Origin of the sequence: Proteus faecis (genome assembly GCF_030286765.1) — a bacterium.
Taxonomy (GTDB): Bacteria; Pseudomonadota; Gammaproteobacteria; order Enterobacterales; family Enterobacteriaceae; genus Proteus; species Proteus faecis.
Genome location: NZ_JASVWV010000009.1, coordinates 168300 through 188269 on the forward strand (window position 1 = coordinate 168300; position 19970 = coordinate 188269).

At 37.3% G+C, this 19970-nt stretch carries 16 protein-coding genes and 1 pseudogene; 6 read left to right on the plus strand and 11 right to left on the minus strand.

Annotated features, from left to right (window positions below):
- The first annotated feature begins 328 nt into the window (after window positions 1–328).
- The 4 genes from QSH13_RS12840 (at window position 329) to dhaM (ending at window position 4063) form a co-directional block, all read left to right on the plus strand.
- Window positions 329–589, plus strand: a complete 261-nt coding sequence (locus QSH13_RS12840; RefSeq protein ID WP_109396264.1) for an Ogr/Delta-like zinc finger protein — start codon at window positions 329–331, stop codon at window positions 587–589.
- 270 nt (window positions 590–859) lie between these two features.
- Complete coding sequence (gene dhaK / locus QSH13_RS12845; protein WP_109396265.1) at window positions 860–1924, plus strand: dihydroxyacetone kinase subunit DhaK; 1065 nt, start codon at window positions 860–862, stop codon at window positions 1922–1924.
- Between the two features lie 29 nt (window positions 1925–1953).
- Window positions 1954–2586 (plus strand): dihydroxyacetone kinase subunit DhaL, encoded by a 633-nt coding sequence (gene dhaL, locus QSH13_RS12850; RefSeq protein ID WP_286039241.1) that lies wholly within the window; start codon window positions 1954–1956, stop codon window positions 2584–2586.
- Window positions 2587–2614: 28 nt separating this feature from the next.
- Window positions 2615–4063: a dihydroxyacetone kinase phosphoryl donor subunit DhaM gene (dhaM, locus tag QSH13_RS12855; protein ID WP_109396267.1), complete on the plus strand. Its 1449-nt coding sequence runs from the start codon at window positions 2615–2617 to the stop codon at window positions 4061–4063.
- A gap of 103 nt (window positions 4064–4166) precedes the next feature.
- Here dhaM and QSH13_RS12860 read toward each other — a convergent pair whose 3' ends face one another.
- The 10 genes from QSH13_RS12860 to QSH13_RS12905 all read right to left on the minus strand — a co-directional run bounded on the left by QSH13_RS12860 (window position 4167) and on the right by QSH13_RS12905 (window position 16561).
- Entirely contained in the window at window positions 4167–5018 is an 852-nt protein-coding gene (locus tag QSH13_RS12860) for an MrpH family fimbial adhesin (protein ID WP_109396268.1), read from the minus strand.
- Window positions 5019–5024: 6 nt separating this feature from the next.
- A complete protein-coding gene (locus QSH13_RS12865; RefSeq protein WP_109396269.1) occupies window positions 5025–5561 on the minus strand; it encodes a fimbrial protein in 537 nt (178 codons plus the stop codon).
- Window positions 5561–6052 (minus strand): fimbrial protein, encoded by a 492-nt coding sequence (locus QSH13_RS12870; RefSeq protein ID WP_286039242.1) that lies wholly within the window; start codon window positions 6050–6052, stop codon window positions 5561–5563. Before QSH13_RS12870 ends, QSH13_RS12865 begins: the two co-directional genes overlap by 1 nt.
- A 16-nt stretch (window positions 6053–6068) precedes the next feature.
- The gene (locus QSH13_RS12875) at window positions 6069–6554 is read right to left on the minus strand and encodes a fimbrial protein (protein ID WP_286039243.1); all 486 of its coding nucleotides are present in this window, start codon (window positions 6552–6554) and stop codon (window positions 6069–6071) included.
- A 4-nt stretch (window positions 6555–6558) separates the two neighbouring features.
- A complete protein-coding gene (locus QSH13_RS12880) occupies window positions 6559–7305 on the minus strand; it encodes a fimbrial biogenesis chaperone (protein WP_286047522.1) in 747 nt (248 codons plus the stop codon).
- 26 nt (window positions 7306–7331) lie between these two features.
- Window positions 7332–9827, minus strand: coding sequence for a fimbria/pilus outer membrane usher protein (locus QSH13_RS12885; RefSeq protein WP_109396273.1), 2496 nt, complete (start codon window positions 9825–9827; stop codon window positions 7332–7334).
- 92 nt (window positions 9828–9919) lie between these two features.
- Entirely contained in the window at window positions 9920–10486 is a 567-nt protein-coding gene (locus tag QSH13_RS12890; protein WP_109396301.1) for a fimbrial protein, read from the minus strand.
- 1109 nt (window positions 10487–11595) lie between these two features.
- Window positions 11596–12873, minus strand: a complete 1278-nt coding sequence (locus tag QSH13_RS12895; RefSeq protein ID WP_109396274.1) for a sigma-54-dependent transcriptional regulator — start codon at window positions 12871–12873, stop codon at window positions 11596–11598.
- Window positions 12851–15226, minus strand: coding sequence for an ATP-binding protein (locus QSH13_RS12900; RefSeq protein ID WP_109396275.1), 2376 nt, complete (start codon window positions 15224–15226; stop codon window positions 12851–12853). The genes QSH13_RS12895 and QSH13_RS12900 overlap by 23 nt, the downstream gene beginning before the upstream one ends.
- A 57-nt stretch (window positions 15227–15283) precedes the next feature.
- On the minus strand, window positions 15284–16561 hold the full coding sequence (locus tag QSH13_RS12905; RefSeq protein WP_109396276.1) for an ABC transporter substrate-binding protein: 1278 nt from the start codon (window positions 16559–16561) through the stop codon (window positions 15284–15286).
- 298 nt (window positions 16562–16859) lie between these two features.
- Here QSH13_RS12905 and QSH13_RS12910 point away from each other — a divergent pair, with 298 nt between their 5' ends.
- On the plus strand, window positions 16860–18194 hold the full coding sequence (locus tag QSH13_RS12910) for an MFS transporter (protein ID WP_109396277.1): 1335 nt from the start codon (window positions 16860–16862) through the stop codon (window positions 18192–18194).
- Window positions 18195–18255: 61 nt separating this feature from the next.
- On the plus strand, window positions 18256–19707 hold the full coding sequence (gene pyk / locus QSH13_RS12915; protein ID WP_286039244.1) for a pyruvate kinase: 1452 nt from the start codon (window positions 18256–18258) through the stop codon (window positions 19705–19707).
- A 146-nt stretch (window positions 19708–19853) separates the two neighbouring features.
- Here pyk and QSH13_RS12920 read toward each other — a convergent pair.
- Window positions 19854–19970 (minus strand): annotated as a pseudogene (locus tag QSH13_RS12920) (RNA-guided endonuclease InsQ/TnpB family protein); the annotation flags it as partial.

Below are 19970 nucleotides of genomic sequence, written 5' to 3' on the forward strand. Positions count from 1 at the left end.
TTGTTTTCTACTCACACTGAAAACAAACAAAAATAATAAACAATAAATTCAATATGTTGCTTATCTCCATCTGATTTAACGTGAAGCCATTATCTACAAAGTTTGTATTTCAGGCTAGTAAGTTTGTTCGGTTATTGTCGGTTATCAAGCCTTAACCGACAATAACCGAACTATTTACACCACTCGAAACAAATTAACTTGTTTTAAATCCCTTTAAACAACCACAAAACAAATATTTATATAAAAAAACAATAAATAGGCTGGTTATAATACAATTTTAAGCTAATATAGAAGGTATCCGATAGCCCTTAGTAAAGAGAAAAACAATATGCGTGTCTTAACTATCTTTTGTCCTGAATGTGGTGAAAAAGCGCTTATAAAGAAAAGTAATCGTAAACACAAAGAGTTATCCGATCTCTATTGCGCTTGTCGTGATCCTGAATGCGGGCATACCTTTGTTTTAAACCTCACGTTTAGTCACACCCTTATGCCAAGCGCAAAAAATAAGGATACGTTGTTATTAGATGTGATTAAAAATCTTTCTCCAGAGCAACGAGATAAAGCATTAACGCTTTTGCAAGACATGTAACCATCACGAACAGATACTCTTTTTTCATTTATTTTTATGATCTTGCTCCCATTCTGACAGGTTATTTGACTAACCTATTCTTATAGAAAGATAAATGATGTAGATTCATTTTTAAGCTAAATAAAAATAATTCTTATGTTTTAAATAAAACAAACACGCCTATTGATGCTGTGTTTGCTAATCCTTTAATAAATAATTTGTCAGCCCCCAAACCAGAACCCCTATTTCTAGTTTGAAGACTAAACACAAATTTCAAATGGAGCATTTAAGATGAAAAAGCTGATTAATCGAGTTGATGATGTGTTATCTGAACAACTACAAGGCTTTGCAAAAGCCCATCCTGAAATCAAACTTCATCCCTCCTCTTTTTATGTCACGCGAAAAGATGCTCCAGTAAAAGGTAAAGTTGCACTATTGTCCGGCGGTGGTAGCGGGCATGAACCTATGCATGCGGGTTTTGTGGGTAAAGGAATGCTTGATGGTGCATGTCCGGGTGAAATATTTACGTCACCAACACCAGATAAAATGTATGACTGCGCCAAAGCGATTGATAGCGGTGAAGGTGTTTTAATGATCGTGAAAAACTACACCGGTGATGTCCTTAACTTTGAAACCGCAACAGAACTGCTTCATGACGATGGTGTAAAAATCGCAACGGTATTAGTTGATGATGATGTAGCGGTAAAAGATAGCTTATATACCGCAGGACGCCGTGGTGTTGCCAATACCGTTTTAGTAGAAAAACTACTGGGCGCGGCAGCGGAAAGAGGTGACACTCTAGATGAACTGGTTAAATTAGGTCACCACATTAATAACAATGGTTTTTCTATCGGTATTGCCTTAGAAGCCTGTACGGTTCCAGTCGCAGGAAAACCCTCTTTTACTTTACCTGAAAATGAAATGGAGTTTGGTGTCGGTATTCACGGTGAACCAGGTATTGACCGTCGTAAATTTACTTCCCTCAATGATACTGTTGATGCCATGTTTAATACCTTAATTGAAAATGGCCACTATCAACGAGTGATCCGCAATTGGGATCGTGAAAACGGCACATGGATCGATGAAAATCAGGAAAAACAGCCGTTAAAATCTGGCGATCACGTCATTGTCTTAGTTAATAACCTTGGTGCCACACCACAATCTGAACTTTATGGTGTTTATAACCGTTTAACTCAATGCTGTGAAAAATTTGGCTTGACCATCGAACGTTCTTTAATCGGTTCTTATTGTACTTCGCTCGATATGACAGGGATCTCAATAACGTTATTAAAAGTTGATAATGAATTACTGACCTTATGGGATGCCCCTGTGAATACACCAGCGATGGTGAAATAAGTCTTTAATAACAAGAAAAGGAACAATAAATGGCTTTAACACATGCTCAAATTATTCTTTGGTTACAACAATGTGCACTGCTATTTGAACAAAACAGTGATTATTTAACCGATTTAGATCGTGAAATTGGTGATGCTGACCACGGTTTAAATATGAACCGTGGCTTTAGAAAAGTGCAAGAAAAACTACCTGAATTTGAAGGACAAGATATTGGCACAATCCTTAAAACCACAGGCATGACATTGCTCTCAAATATCGGCGGAGCAAGTGGCCCACTATTTGGCACCTTCTTTATTCGCGCAGCCAAACCTACGGCTTCATTGCAAAACCTAGAACTTAATCAACTTGTTGAAATGGTAACAGAAGGTGTAGAAGGCATTGTAAACCGAGGAAAAGCAGAGCCAAATGATAAAACTATGTGTGATGTTTGGTGGCCTGTAGTTGAGTCATTAAAACACTCAAGTGAACAAAATCTTTCTCTCAAAGAAGCCCTCAATCAAGCACAAATTGTCGCTGAAAAAGCGGCTGAAAATACCATTCCGATGCAGGCTCGAAAAGGGCGAGCAAGCTACTTAGGCGAGCGCAGTATCGGACATAAAGATCCCGGCAGTGCTTCTGTGGTACTAATGATACAAGCCCTTGCAAATAGCATTAATGCATAACTGACCAAGCAACCCATAAAGGTCTACCATGATAAATATCGTTATTGTTTCTCATAGTAAACATCTCGCTGATGGTGTGGCAGAACTTGCCAGTCAGATGCTTAATCCGACTCATTGCCAACTTGCTGTTGCCGCGGGTGTCAATGATGAAGAACATACCATTGGTACTGATGCCGTTAAAATTATGACGGCGATAGAATCGCTTTCACCAGCACAATCTATTGTTGTGATGATGGATTTAGGTAGTGCAATACTAAGTGCAGAAACTGCTATTGAGTTACTTGATCCAGAGCTAGCAAAAAAAGTCACTCTCTGCTCAGCGCCTTTAGTTGAAGGAACGCTTGCTGCAGTTGTAGCGGCATCTTCAGGTGCATCACTGGAAAAAGTGATTGAAGAAGCTTCAAATTCTTTATATCCAAAGAAAATTCAACTTGGTGAAAATTTCGTTCAACCTAAAAGTGATATTAATGCCCCTGCCAAAATTCACGGTAAAGAGGCAAGTTGGGTAGTCCGTAATCCTCATGGTCTACACGTCAGACCGGCCGCAACGTTAGTTGAGGTACTTTCTGCTTTTCAGGCTGATTATCAATTAGTTAAAGGGGATAGACGTATTAATCCCCTCAGTTTAAATCAGCTTTCATTAATACAAATTCGCCAAGGTGATGAGATAACACTCATTGCCTCTGGTGAACAAGAAGAGGAAGCGATTGCGGCTTTTCTTGAACTCGCCCAAAATGGCTTTGGAGAGGAGCTATCTTCTGATTCTAATACCATTACATTAAAAGGTATGTTAGCCCCCGTCACCCCAATTAAAGCCCCTGCTTTTATTTGGCATGAAATAGAGCTCTCGCCAATCGAAAACTTATCTGAACCGATGGATATTGATGCTCAAATCAGCAAACTTAAATTTGCAATAAAAAGCACTCTAAAAGCACTACAACAGAGTGCCAATAAAGCTAGCGAAAAATTAGGTGAGCATATCGGTGCCATTTTTAACGGCCATATCATGATGTTAGATGATGATGAATTAATCACAAGTGTGATTGATCGCATCAAAGAAAAGAAGATCAGTGCCCAGCAAAGCTGGTCGGATGAAATGCTAGAAAGAACACAGTTGTATTGTGCTCTCACCGATCCTTATTTACGCGCACGTGAACTCGATCTTCGTGATCTGCGTAATCAAGTGCTTTATCATTTACAAGATAAAACTCGCCCAAGCTTTACCCCTTCACAACCCGCAATCTTGGTCGCCAAAGAGATTTTTCCTTCCACATTAATTCAATTGGAATATAAAAAATTCGTGGGAATAGCGTTAGCTAAAGGCGATGTCCTTTCTCACAGCGCCATTATCGCGACTGAAATGCATTTACCAATGTTAGTAAATTTGGGGCCTGAACTATTAAAAGTAACTGAATCTCAGATGCTAAAATTAGACACAAATAAAGGCGAGTTAAGTATTGAACCAATAATGCCATAACCCTTTTTTCAATTCATCCACACAAAAAAACCCGCACAATAATGTGCGGGTAAGTCAACGAAAAACGCTATCGATAATAGGTCATTATTGACTCTTATAATTATTAAGGTATTGATAATACCAATGTTGTAGCACCACTAAAGTTACCTAATGAAGGTGTGCCATAAGTTTGAAGCTTTGACCTCACTCTCACATAAGTATATTCGTTCTTTATTGTATCAACCTGTGTTCCAATTGACGCAGGTGAACCATTTAACGTTAAAAAAGAGCGAATGCTACCATCAGGTTTTAAGTTTAAAAAATGGTCATCCATCGAGCTGGTAATTTTTACTGGCATAGTTTCATTACAAGTGAGCGCAAATTGTTCTTCCACCTCATTACCATTAACTTGTGTCACATCAAGTACACCATGTGAAATAGTAAGATTATTAGAAATAAATGCACATTTTCCTTCAGGCGGTGGAGCAATACCACATACGCCACCAGGTACCATTCTTCCGCTACCACCTGTTGGGCTACTTGTCATAAAGAAAGCGATACATTCATCAACGGTTACAGATCCCGCATGAGTACTATAATTCACATAAGGGAATGTCAGACCGCATTGATTAACAGCCACATCGCGTATTTCAGCCATAGAGCTTAAATGTTGTAAATCTACACCACACCGCCATCTTGCTCGATGCTCAGTACCCGTTCCTCCTCTATTAGGTTTTGAGTGGAAGTGATTTAATTGAATATAACACCGACCACTCAACCCTAAACTTTTACAAGGGTTTGGCGTAAATCCCATTTCTGTCCAATATTCCAATACATAGTCATAACGAATATTACCTTTAATCTCTGGAGAAGGGCCTGATTTAGTAATATAAGTAAAATAACCTGCTTGTACGCTAAAGAGTGAAAAGCTGCATAACACAATTAATAGCTTTAAAATTTGCTGTATTTTTTTCATTATCTTTTACTCATATTTCAAAGAAAACACGGCAGTAGCAGAGAAATGTCCCGGTTTAATTGATTTGTCTGCTATCGCTTTTGCTGTCGCTTGTAAATAAGCAATAAAGTTCAGCTCAAAAATGCCATTATTAGGAATATTATATAGACTGGTATAATTCCCTAAATTAACAGGGACACCTTCTTTAGTCGTAATTTTTATTCCTAAATCAGGATTATTAGCGTTATCGTCTAATGCTAATAATCCGGCAAGTTCATTATGCGTTGCCCCTTCAAACTTAATTTTTACTTGCTTAGCGATAGAAATATCACATTCCGATAAAATAATTTTGAAATCCTTTTTCTCGAATTCAAAATAACTTTTATAAATATCATCCAAACGAATTTCATCAAAAACAACATCGAATTGAGAATGCTCAGGTAAAACTTTGCAAGGTGCGATAATTAATGAACCAAAAATATTAAGATTCTCAGCTGAAAAAACAGAAGAAGAAAATAATAAACAACTACCAATAATAGAGCGAAACACATTTAATCTATTCATTATTGGTACTCCACAAATAAAGTGCCACCCGCAGTAAAATTACCCGGAGCCAATTCACTATTTTCTTTTTTCACCAATACTGCCCAAATTTTTTCAGGGTTATTTAAATTAACCGGATATTTTTTATTTAAATCAATAATGGAATCACCCAGCATAAATTTTACGGTTAATTCATTAATATTGGTTCTCAACCCATTAGGATCGAAGCTACTTTTATTACCATCAATCGATAAATACATATTCCAGTTATTTAAATTTTCTTCACAGGTAATTTGGTAATTAATTTCTCTTTTTTGATCGTAACCTTTAATTGTTTTGATCGCGACAGGACCAAAATTTACCTCAATCATATTGCCATCATTCACTTTACAAGGAGGAGGCGTTAGTAAATTACCTTTAATCAATACTTGTGTTTCATTATCTTTTGCCAAACTGGGTGAAGAAAATACAGAAAATAAAAATAACATCATGAGGAATGGATAATAACGCATATTGTTTATTCCTCTGTTAGTTGTAATAAACCTGCATAGTCGCAGTTGCAGTAAAGGAGCCTGTTGGTAGCGTGGCACCACTTTTTTTCACAAGTACCGCATAAAGCTCGGGTCTAGTTTGATAGTTAAACTGAAAAGGTGTTTTCATATAAATATTGGTATCAGTCGTTTTAAATAACACCCCTAAATCTGTCACACTCGTTTGTAAATAACGTGTATCAAACCCTGCGCCATCACCTGTAAATTTCAGCGACATACTTGGATCACCTGTTGTTTTACAATCCAAGGTGTAATCCATTTTTTGTTTATAATTGTCATTTTCTATTCTTGTGGTCATCACATCATTAAAGTTCACTTCGATAGGTTTACCATCGTTAATCTTACAAGGACGTGACTCTACACTCCCGCTCACCGTCACTTTTAAAAAACCAGAAACGGCCCACGTAGAAGGAGCGAGAAAACTCATACAAAGAAAAAGTATTACACCTCGGAATATAAGCATAATATTACGCCTTCTTATCTTTAATATTTGCTGAACAAATATCTCCACGGCATTGGAAAGTAACTTCAACCAAACCACCAAAATCATTGAGATATTCAATTGCTGGCGTTGCGCCTAAATCACCGACTTTTGAGCCTAATGGACGTTGACCAAAAGGCTCAATCATCACGGCCTCAAAACCATTAACCTCAGTATTATTTTTTCTCACTTTGGTGATAGTCAGATAATAAGGTGAAGGATTTTTCACATTGTAATGACCACCCTGTTTTTCAATCACAATATCTTTTTCCATTGGATTAGCCTCTAAACGGCTAGGTGCGACAATACTTTTTGGTCGATAAAACACTTTAATTTTTGTTTGTAATGCAATTTGCAAAACATTTGGAGAATCACTGCGAGGGGGAATTTCACGAACATTAAGGTAATAAATACTTTCTCTATCTGTGGGCAACATATTTATTGCAGGTAATGCCTGTATTTTAATTTGGCTTTTGTTACCGGCTTCGATACGTTGAACAGGCGGTGTTACCACAAAAGGAGAATTAATTTTTTCATCTTTACTATTCTCAAGCCAAGATTGTGCTAAATAAGGTTTAGATTCATTTTCATTTTCTAAAACCATACTGACTGAGCGCTCACCTTCATTATATAAAACACGTGTTCTATCTAATGCGATAGCGGAATAAACGGATTGAGAAAAAAGGCAAAGTGTAACGATAGCGCCTAATGTTCTTATATTGATATATTTCATTTCATTCACCGTTGACTTAAATTTAATTACTTACAAGGAAGCAACAACATGTTGCTTAAATTATTTTCTAGTACTTGAGGTAATTGGAATTGGCAAGTTTCGCCATTCCAAGCAAGCTCTAAAGTTTCACCTGCTTTTACACCTGACAAATAAACAAAACCATCGTCTGAAATAATGCCGACTTCTAATTTGTCTTTGTTATAAACACTGGCACCAAAAGGAGGATATTTATTATTTGCCATGGTGATCACCGCTAAAACTTTTTCACCTTCAATCACATTAAATTTGCGATAACCAATTGCCCCTTCGGTTAACGTGGCATATTGTGACGATTGAACGGCATCCGCTTTTTCAGGAAGATTATTAATATCGATCTTAATATGGCTACGAGAGTAGTTCTGTACTCCCATTAAAACCGCTTTGCCGTGTCGGTTAGTTTCAATTGGCGTTAAACTTGTCTTAATCGGAATATCTTGAACATTATTGGTATCAACCAATATGCGTGAATTTCCCATTGATGTGACTCGGTGGAATGCTCCTCCTTCTGGAGTAACAGTTATTCCCCCCATTAATTGCATCGATAAAGCGCTTTGATTATTTTGAGTATAAGTACCACTTGTAGTTAGTTTGGCTAAATTACCGTCGTAATTGTAGAAACCTGAAAGATTAACTTTATCGCTATCCCACGTTCCCGCAGATAAATTATACGTACTGCGATCATTAAGTCGTTCATAATAGCTAACGCTGTTACTGGTATTATGACGATTAAAAGATCCTGAATAACTAATATTGGCTTCATTACGCTCTAGTGGAATACCCAATGACACATAAACACCTTCGTCATTATTATGGTTAGACTCTACTTTATAAGCTGATAAGTTAATCGATAAATTTTTAAAATTAGCCCAATCAAAATAACTCGAAACCGTAAAACTATAATTATCCGTTGAAGGTCGATTCCAATACGTTTGGCGAGAATAGTTTAAGTAAGTATTAATATTATATTCAGGGAAAGCCGTACCAAAGATTGCGGTATAAAGTTCTTTACCACTATCAATATGAAGCCCACGATAACGACCATCTAAAAACTGAGTCATACTTAAATAGTCACGTTGAGAAAAACGATAACCCGCAAACGTGATCTGACTATTTATTTCATCAAATTGCTTTGAATAAGTAACGTTATAAGACGTTCCTGATAGCGTTTTATCATCAAAGTTACTGCCCATCTCAGCGCGTGACGCTGAAATATTAAAAGAGAGAACCCCGAATGGTGCTAAGTCTTGCCCTAAACCTAAAGCAATATTTTGATACTCTGTTGAGCCCAATAACCCGCCATAAATTGTAGTGTTATTTGCAGCTCCCCATGAGAAAGAGCCTAATGAAAATGCAGGCCCTTCAGTATCATGTTCATTTTTAGTGGGCTTACCCACCACCAATTTATATAAAAACTGTCCCGGTCTTGTCAGTGTTCCTAAACGCGACGTTTCCACTTTAAAAGTTTGAATAGAACCGTCTTGTTCTTCAATAGAAACATCTAAAGTCCCCCCCCCAAATGTATTGATGTCTTGAATTCGAAACGGTCCAGGGCTCACTTCATTTTGATAAACAATACGACCATCTTGACGCACAATAACCGTGGCATTAGTTCTTGCAACTCCAGCAATTTCAGGCGCATATCCTTGCAAACGAGGGGGGATCATCGCATTATCACTCTCTAATGAAGCACCTAAATAACGGAAGCTATCAAAAAGTTCTGATGAGAGATATTGCTCACCTAACGTTAATTTGGCACCCAAAGAGCGAATAGCACGAAAAATATAAAGCTGATTCCAACGCCATGATTTATCGTTATTATTTAAATTACCGCCAGAAGCTTGCCAATCTGAACGAAAGCGCCAAGCACCCATATTAATACCCATCACACCACTAATATTGGTACCCGTTTCTGTGCCTTTTCCATTATTTTCATATCGAATAAGGCGATTGTTCATATTGTAATCAAGAAAGAAGCCTGCAATACCATCATCCCAACGTGAAGGCGGATCCCAGCTAGGATCTTGATATTCCATAAAGGCTTGAGGAACGCTGATATTTAAAATACCAGTATAGAGATCACCCACTGCATTCATGCTAGGGATAGAACGGAAATCAAGGCACTGGGTATTGTCTGTGGTTAACCAAGTGACTTTTTTTTCCCATTCAGACTTTAAACCTAAAATGGGATAAACCTCTGGAGTAATACAAGGAATAGATAATTCTGCGTTGTAATCTGGGGCAAAAAATAAAATAGGCTCTTCGTTTCTTACTCTTTGTTTATTAACGTCGATAACCAGTAAATGAGTACCCGGCTGAATATAGTTTGCGTAAGAAAATTTAGTAAAATCGGTGTTTTCAATACCCTTATCGGTTAAGAAATCGGTATTAAAATCGACAGCTTCTTCTGCAAAAACAGAAAACGAAAAAGGAATAAAGAATAAAAGCATTACTTTTTTGATCTTATTTATTTTCATGCTTTTCATTTTGCTATGCCATCCTCAGCATTATTAACAGAAGACAATATTGATGAGATGTATGGCGCCTAAGCGCCACACATCTTATTAAAAAACAACAATTATTCGTAAATAACTTTGAAGTTAGCGACTGTGTCGAAAGAACCGGTTGTTGCTTTCTTATCAACAGCTTCATTACCTTTCACGTAAGCCGAGAATTGCAATGTTGTGATAGAGCCGTCGCCATTATTTAAAGCGTGACCGTCAACTGGGAAGCCTTGACCAAAAGTAATTGGATTATTACCACGGTCAGTGATAACGATACCTGCATTTTGTACTTTGCCACCTAAGCCCAGTAATTCGCCGGTATAGCCGTCAAAACCACTTACCGTTGCACCGGTGAATGACACTTTTGCAGTTTTGTAAGTTTCTGTTGAGCAGTTTTTCAGGATAATATCGAAGTTTTCGCTATCTGAACGGAATTTATTGCTGGTCAGTTCATGCAATGCGATTTCACCAAACTTAACAGTTTGATCTAAACTTTTATCATCGATTGAACATGGAACGTCATTGATAAAGCCCGTAAAACGTACTTTACCTTCACTACTTTCAGCAGGATCTGCTGCAAAGCTAGGAGCAGCAACAACTAAAGATAACGCAACACCTAAAGCTAATTTAGTAAATTTCATAAAATTTCCTTTATACACAATAAATATATTGATATTTCTTGGTTTCTGACTAAATAAGCGATAGGTCATAAAACCTCACCGCCTTTCTACAATTTAAAATTCACAACTCCACCGTTCTTAATTTATAAAATCAAGATAGGGGATATCCTACAAATGCATCCTTTTTGCATTCATATTCAAATTAATTTATGGAATAAATTAATCGCATTAACTTATTTAAACGTCATTTTTAAATATTTTATAAAAATAATTTCCTTAATTAATAAAAACATCTTAATTAGACATATAAATAAGTAATAAATTTTAATCAGAAAGTAAGAGACAAAATTCAAAGCAAAAAAACAGATTTAAATTATGTTCTTTGGCTTATTTGCGACTAAATACTCGCAAAAGGTGTAAATTAAGTCAAAAGTCAAAAAATGATATCATTAGTAATATCAAAGAATAGTCACATTACGAAATAACTCTTAAAGTGAGTACTTAAGGTATTTTAAACTAAGATAACATATAAATTAGATATTATTACTTAATAAAAAATAAAGACACCACAATTAACACTTATTAAGTGTAAACAAAATATAAAAACCAAAAAAGGCCATTATTACAGATTTTTATAAACGAAATTAATTTAAATTAAGATAATAAAACCAAATCATACTAACAATTCCATATATATACAAAAACACTTAGGATTCATCTTATTTAGTTGATAATTTTATATTCTTTAATTTAATTAAAATTTAGACAATCTAATTATGACAATATATTTAAATATCGTTTTTTATTCTTAATAAAAAATAAAAACAAATCATAAATAAAAAGTAAATATGATAATCTTTTAATGAGCACTCTTTTTAATATAGTCAATTATTGAGTGGAAACTTGCAGGATAAATAGAGATAATATTTTTTACAAAATGATATCTCGTCACTATTTTTTCTTTTTTATATTTAACAATTAATAAGATTTTAAGAAAAATAAATTTAATATATAGTAATAAAGATGACAGTTTTTGCTATTGCTATGAAGGGAGTTCCTCCCTTACTCAAATAGGTGCTTTTAATATCCTTCCCGCCCTTAAGGACGGGCTTTACTACATGCAAGGTAAATCAAACTTTTGGTTTATAACTATCTTTATCGAGCTCATGTTTTTTCATTCGTAAATATAGCTTTTTACGTGGGATCCCCAAATAATCCGCCACATCACTAACACGTCCCGCAAATAGATATAATGCATCTTCGATTAATCGACGCTCATATTCATCCACAAGATTATCTAAAGGGCCTTCTGGTGGGATAATAGCTCGATGTTGTTCACTATCAACCATTTTCACAATGCCTACCGCATAGAGTTCGGCCACATTTCGTAACTCACGAATATTCCCTGGCCAATCGTAACGCTTTAAAATATCGAGATAATTACGATCAATCTTCGGTACAACAATACCGAGTCGTTGCGCGCTTTGTCGTAAGAAAGCTCTAAATAACGGAATAATATCTGGGCGTCTTGCGCTTAACGGGGGCAATGAAAAGGTGATTTGTGAAAAATAGTAATAGAATTCAGGGATTAACCGCCCTTCTGTTACAAGTTTCTGTGTATTATTTTCTAAAATTGCAATCGTTCTAAAATAGCGTTTTCCTTGGCGTTCCATATCTAAAAGATAAGAACTTAACCAGCGTTGTGCTTCTGATGATAAATCATAAGGAGAACGCAAAATCAGTGTACCTACCTCATCCGCTTCAATTTGAGCAATAACTTGTTTGATATCCGATAAATTTTGACAATCAACGGTTTGGACAGCTTTATCACTATGCGGGCTTAATTCATGCAATAGTTGAGCAAGAAGATGACGCCCCGTGCCCATCTCACCTTCTATCATTAAATCTTTATCGATATCGGCAATTTGTTGTACTTGTTTTCTGATCGCGGTGATTTGCGCACTGTCTCCCACTAATCGCTCTTGTGTAGTGCTTATTATGGCGTTTCTCAGAGAAAGAATGGATTGACGCTCTTTATGAGCCTTTGACACTAACTCTAAGAAAGCAGGAGGATTAATCGGTTTTTCAATAAAATCATAAGCGCCTTTTTTTACCGCTTCTACTGCTAACGGTATATCGCCATGGCCGGTGATCATGATAACCGGAATACGAGAGTCTATTTGTTTAATGCGCTCTAATACTTCCATACCATTCATTGCTGGCATATAGATATCAAGCACAACAGCACCTTGCCATTCTGGTGTTAAAAAGCTTAAGGCTTTTTCTGGTGAGTCAGTTACTCTAGCAACCATTCCCGCAAGATTAAGCAAATGACGATAAGATTCCAGAATATCTTCATCATCATCAATTAATAAAACATCGATATCATGCATGTGTGATTGTGTCATCTGTAAACTCCAAAACAACCATGGCGCCACCTTGTAATGTAGAGGCCAAGTAAATTTCATAACCAAACCGTTGCATAATTGAACGGCAAATGGATAACCCTAACCCAAGCCCCACATCTTTTGTGGTTGTAAATGGGGTAAATAATTTGGGTAAAACCTCGGAATTGAATCCTTTTCCACTGTCAGCGATCGCCACTAATTTTCTTTTGGGATCAACAGATAAAAGATCAATGGTGATCTGGCTTTCACCGAGACCCGCAATAGCATCCATCGCATTAACAAACAAATTAACTAAGACTTGTTCAATTTGTGTCGGATCTGCACAAATGGTTAATTCATCAGGAATATTATTCTTAATAATGCACTGCTCTCGTTTAGAACGAGACTCTACCAGCACCATCGCGCTATCTACCAGCTCTTTTAATGGCGCTGAAACAAAACTAATTTCAGATGAAGATTTACGTGAGAAATTACGCAATGCAGTAATGATTCGATTCATTCGTGCGCACAACTTTTCAATACGTTCGATAGAATCAGGTAATTGATCATATTTTCCCATCTGCATAGTCAGTTTTGCACTGTAAAGATAGGTGTTGATTGCAGAGAGTGGCTGATTAAGCTCATGTGCGAGGCTTGTCATCGCCTGACCTACAACCGCCATTTTAGCGGCCTGTACTAGCTCTTCTTGTGTCTGAATTAAATGTTTTTGTGCCTGCTCACGACGTAACATCTCTTCATTTAATTGCTGGTTTTTATCCTGTAAATCTTGTGTTTTTAATGCCACCAGCCGTTGAAGCTCTAATCGGCTTAACTCTTGGCGCGTAATATCTGTGATAGTCACAATATATTTGTGTTCATCTTTATGTGGATATTCTCGAATATTAAATTGTAAGAAATGAGGCTCACCCGCTTTTACCATTCGAATAATACATTCACTCTGCCCTAAGCGATAAAGCTGACTAGTTAAGCCAAATTGTGCTTTAAGCATTGAACTCGCCTCTCCACTAAACAGTAGCCAAAGTGGCTTATTACTTTGCTCTTTTCCTGTTCCTAATAACATTGCTGCACTTGGGTTAACTGTTTCTATTCTGCCATCGTGGTGACAAGTTATTAAACTTGCATCGGTGTTATTAATAAGATTTAACGCATTGCTGGCTTCAACTTCTTTCATTTGACGCCAAAATCGACGAAGTCGCCGACTTAATAGGCCTATTTCATCTTGCCCTTCAATCAGTACTGGCTCGGTTAAATTACCTTTAGCAACATGCGCTAAATCATCACTTAGTTTATTCAATCTTGCGATAAGTCTTCTATCAATCAAGATTTTCATCACAATAATACTCAGCAAAAGTGATGCAATAATGATGACAACAATAACGATTTTCCCCGTTGCCATTAGCTTACGAGTATTATCATTAAGCTTATTTAGCGCTTCACTTGTAGCAAAAACATTGCTTCTTACAGCACTATCAAATTGAGATAATTTTTCATTCAGTTCAGGAGTTAATGCTTTAAGCTTTTTCTCATTATCTACATCATCAATCAGTGTTTGATAGATATCACCATCATAGCGAGTAATGGCGATGATCTCTTGTAATATCTGGCGGTGAGCAATCGTTGATGGATAGCTTTTTAGCTTCTGATTTAAGGCGATGATTTCATCAATCTTAACACTGATATAATGAAAAGCGACATCGATATCACGGCTATAACGTTGGTGAGCAATTTCTTCAACTAAACTAATTAACTCATTTTCTGTAGTAAATAATTCTTGTAATAATGTGGATTCAAGTAAAAGTTGTAGGCTGTTTTCCTGTACATTTTTCTCATTAATCATTTGGCCAACATGCCACTCAATTTCATTCAACAACGGTTTAATATCTTCACCAACAGCGTCATGCATCCATGCCAATTGCCCCAATAATTGAGCAAGACGATTCTCTAATTCACGCCGCTTATCCAGCAACACATCCTGCTGATTAATGAGTTCTGAAAGCTCATCAACAAGTTGAGTATAAAAATCACGCTGTGGCTTTTGCTCAATAGGAAACTCACGTAAATTATCGAGTAACTGATGAATTTCCTGCTGTTGTTGCTCTGAAACTGATTTTCTCTGTGTCTGCTCTCGCTCTTTTAATAACATTTGTAAATTGGTGCTATAACGTTCCATATTATAGCTAGTGGTTAACATTGGGAGAGATCCCCCTACTGACGCATTAATTTGTGTCGCCAATTTCCCCCACATAAAAAAGATAACCACACCAATTAATAAGGTGAGTAAAGAGCTAAAGATAAACGCCATATACAGACGTCTACCTAATTTGCCAAATTGTTTAGGCACTAATAATTTCATCCGTAATACCTTTCATAAAAACAGCGCTTCCTGCTGTATATCTGAACCACAAGGCGGTTAGGGTGATTTGTTTTCTCTTAATAAAGCACGTGCTTGTTCAAGTTTTTCTGCTTCTAAGGTACGCCATTGATAAAGAACGGCTAACGCCTGATCGGAATACTCTCGTTGATCCGCTGCTTTTGTAAAAAGTGCCTGCAAAGTTGGTGAATTAGCCTCATTCTCACTAATCAGCACCGAACTTGCTATATTGCGTGCTTTACTAATCGCATCAAGACGTTCTGACGTTTTATTTTCCTGTCTTTCTGCTTCATGGATATCACTCCAAACTTGGCGCATTAACGGAAAATTATGGGTGATCATTTGATCAAATAACGCATTAACAACTTCACGGCGATGATACGCTTTATTACTATCTAGAATAAAATCTGTTGAATCAGCTAATTGAGAATTAGTACTTAATACATTTTCACTTAGCGGGATTTTTGCCATATCACTGTTATAAACAATCTCTTGTCCCTCTTCAGAAAGAAGAAAAGAAATAAAAATACCAGCTTCAACGTGCTTATCACTTTCAGCTAAAATAGCAACATAAGCGGGTAAAATTATTGATTTATCAAAATAATCGAAATCAATAAAATCAAACCGTTTTTGATGATTGAAAGCGTAATTATCAATTACAGGCCCAGCACCAACAATTCCCCGAGCAACAGCATCACTGACTCTGGCACTTCGTGCGGATATTGATGCTAAATTACCATTCAATTCCAATAAGATTTTCCACCCCTCTTCCCAACCGTTTTCCTGTAAAATATTTTCAACCATTAGCTGTGTCGTGCCAGAATTAGCGGGTGTTGTCATCGTCAAATGACCTTGATAAATAGGATCAGTGAGATCTCTCCAACTTTTAGGCGATGGTAACTGATGTTTTTGTAAATACTGTGTATTACTAATAATCCCAATACCGGAATAACCAAATGTTGTTACCTTATCGTTGATAATACTACTGTGCTTCAATAACCAATCAGGGGTTTCATATTTAATAGGCAAACGAGAAAGCAAACCTTCCCTATCAAGATGATGATAAAAATTTGCAGAAGAAGACATGACAATATCAATGGACTGATAAGGATAATTTTTTATTAATCTTTCTGCAATTTCAACACGTCGATAAACAACTTGTGTTTTAATATCAGGATATTTATCAGCAAAAGCTAACATTAATGGGCGCATTACTGTATCTGAATGTGTAGTCAAAATAACAAGCCGATCATCTTTTGCATTTGCACCGAAAATAAAAAACAAACAAAAGAATGACAGAATAAGTTTCCCTTTCATTTTCCTCACCATAAAAGTTTTCTTAGAATTGTGCTCAAGATCATAAATTTAAAATTTCATGACAATTATTTTATTTCGATTGTGAGTCAACTATGACCCAATCTTTTTGTAGATACGCTTATATTCCCTTCTTTTGATACTAATATAAATTGCCTAGATTACAGTTTTAACCCATCGAATTAAGGTAATGAGTCAATCGTGACCCATTGTTAACGTTTTGCTGTTATTCCTTCCTACTCGTTAGTATTCACTCCGACTAAAAACTTTCAGCTTTATCTATTTTTTCGGAGCTATCTATATGTTTAATTTCTTTAAAACAAGAAAAGATCTCCCTCTATTAGAAGAATCTAATGAAAAGATCAGATCAATTTATAAAAAATACCAATGGCAGGTTTTTATAGGACTTGTTTTTGGCTATGCCATGTTCTATGTCGTTCGTATGGCACTTGGTGTGGTAAAAAAACCCATGCTAGATGCGGGTATTGTAACAACAACTGAACTGGGCTTAATGGGTTCTGCGTTCTTCTTTACTTATGCATTTGGTAAGTTCTCTAACGGATTCTTATCTGATTATGCCAATATTGGACGCTTTATGTCCATCTCGTTAATTGCCTCCTCAATTACCTGTATTTTTATGGGGATGTCAACCGCGGGTCTCTTCTTTGTCCTATTATGGGGTATTAACGGTTGGTTCCAATCTGTCGGTTCTGCTCCTTCTTGTGTCTCTATCTTCCAATGGTTTTCACCAAAACAACGAGGTAGTGTTTATTCTATCTGGGGTGGCTCACGTAATATCGGTGAAGCTATCACATGGATCTTAACTGCGACTGTTGTAAGCTTCTTTGGCTGGCGCGCAGGCTTTATCGGTGCAGGTATTGCTAGTTTAGCTGCTGGTATTATCTTATTAATGCTATTAAAAGATCGCCCTCGTACTTATGGTCTACCAGAACCAGCAACTGCATTTGGTGAAGAAGCTGAATCGGCTAAAAGTAATGATCCAAAAGAAACACGCCGTGCACAATTATTCATATTAAAACAACCTACTGTATGGATCATCGCTACAGCTTGTGCCGCAATGTACATCTCTCGCTATGCAATCAGTTCATGGGCGGTCCTTTATTTACAAGGTTCAAAAGGTTATTCACTGATTGACGCTGGTTTTGCCATGTCAACTTACCCGATCGCAGGCTTCTTTGGTGCAATCTTAGCAGGTATCGCATCAGACAAACTGTTTAACGCTAACCGTCATATTCCAACACTGATTTATGGTATTGCCAATATCGCAGGTTTTGCTCTGATGTTCTGGGGACCACAAAGCCGTGTTATGGATGCGATTGCATTAAGTATGATTGGTTTTGCAATTGGTGGTCTGGTTGTGTTCTTAGCAGGCTTAACCGCTTGTGACCTAATGCCAAAAAATGCAGTAGGTGCAGTAAAAGGGTTTATTGGACTATTTGCTTATATTGCAGCCTCAGCACAAGAATTAATTTCTGCATCATTAATTAAAGTCACTGAAATTGATGGTGTCACTCACTATGACTTCAGCATAGTACAGTATTTCTGGATTGGTTCTGCCATCGTATCCATGATCCTCGCCATGATGGTCTGGAATGCGAAAAAAGTAACCATGTAATAATAAAGTTGTCATCAAGGGATACCTTTAGGTATCCCTATTTTAAAAAGAGAATGTCACTATGCGTAAGACAAAAATTGTTGCGACACTTGGGCCTGCTAGCTGCTCAGAAAGCATGATTGAAAAACTAATTTTGGCGGGTGCTAATGTATTTCGTTTAAATTTTTCACATGGCACTCGAGAACAACATCAGGTAACAGCAGCAACTATCCGTCAGGTCGCAGAAAAACATCGTATATTTATCGGAATATTAGCTGATCTCCAAGGACCTAAAATTCGCATCTCTAATTTCCGAAACGATTCAGTTAATTTAAAACCAGGCGATACATTTACTCTAAATGCTGATTTAGACAGCACATTAGGTGATGAGCAACAAGTTGGTTTGGATTATCCACAACTTGTCCAAGAAGTCACACCAGGGAATATTCTGCTACTCGACGATGGTAATATCCAATTACAAGTCAGCGCAGTAAATAATAATCAAATTGAAACAAAAGTTACTGTAGGTGGAAAACTCTCTAACCGTAAAGGCATTAACCTACTTGGTGGCGGTTTATCAGCACCTGCATTAACAGAAAAAGACAAACAAGACATACACACAGCTGCCGCGATTGGAGCTGATTATATTGCAGTGTCATTCCCTCGTAATGGTGCTGATATTGAATATGCGCGCAGTTTAGTGATTGCGGCAGGCAGCCATGCCAAGATCGTTGCTAAAGTCGAACGTGCAGAAGTGGTCTCCTGTGAAGAAAATATGGACGACATCATTAAAGCATCTGATGTCATTATGGTAGCGCGAGGCGATCTCGCTGTTGAAATTGGGGATGCCAGCTTACCGGGGGCTCAAAAACTATTAATCGCACGCTGTCGCGCATTAGGTTGTCCTGTTATTACAGCTACTCAAATGATGGAATCTATGATTGAAAGCCCGATGCCAACTCGTGCAGAAGTCATGGATATTGCGAATGCTGTTGGTGATGGAACTGATGCAGTAATGCTATCAGCCGAAACAGCGGCAGGAAAATATCCCGTGGAAGCCGTTAGTGCAATGGCTCGCGTAGCTGAAGGGGCTGAGCGCTCTTTTGCCGCGAATGTTGAAAACCCATGGCAAACACCGTCTTACTATTCACAAACAGGTCGTTGGATTGCGTTAGCCGCAGCGACAACAGCTTTCCATGACGACAAGCATTTAAGTGTTGCCGCATTAACAGAAAATGGTAAATCAGTGACCTTATTGTCACGCTTTATGCCAAACAACAATGTATATGCATTAACAGATAATCCCTCACTTGCAGGTCAATTGACGGTATTACGTGGTGTAACGCCTGTGGCTTATCAACGTCAAAATAATAATGACTGTGATGAAAACATCATGCAAAAACTGCAAACAGAGGGATTATTAACAGACATGAATTCACTCTTAATCACCCGTTTATCAACCTTTGAAAAAACAGGTGAAAGCGATTGTTGTCATCTTGTTCCTGTCAAACAAGTTGAAGCAGTAACAGCTTGAGTGTCTTCCATCAAGGGGCTTATGAGAGAGGCAACTTGAAGTAAATAATAAAAAAAAAGAGCACACCAAAATCATTTTAGCCACAGGGAATGTGGCTATTTTTCATGTGACTGCTCCCCGCCCTGTCGGGCGAGGATTCCCACTTCTTAGACCGCAACCGTCTGTGTGACGGATTTACGCTGGCCTCCATGGGCAGAAACGACGAGTCCCGCCGCTTGTAATTCCAGTATGCCCTTGCGTTCGATGTTGATCGCCGCGTTGAT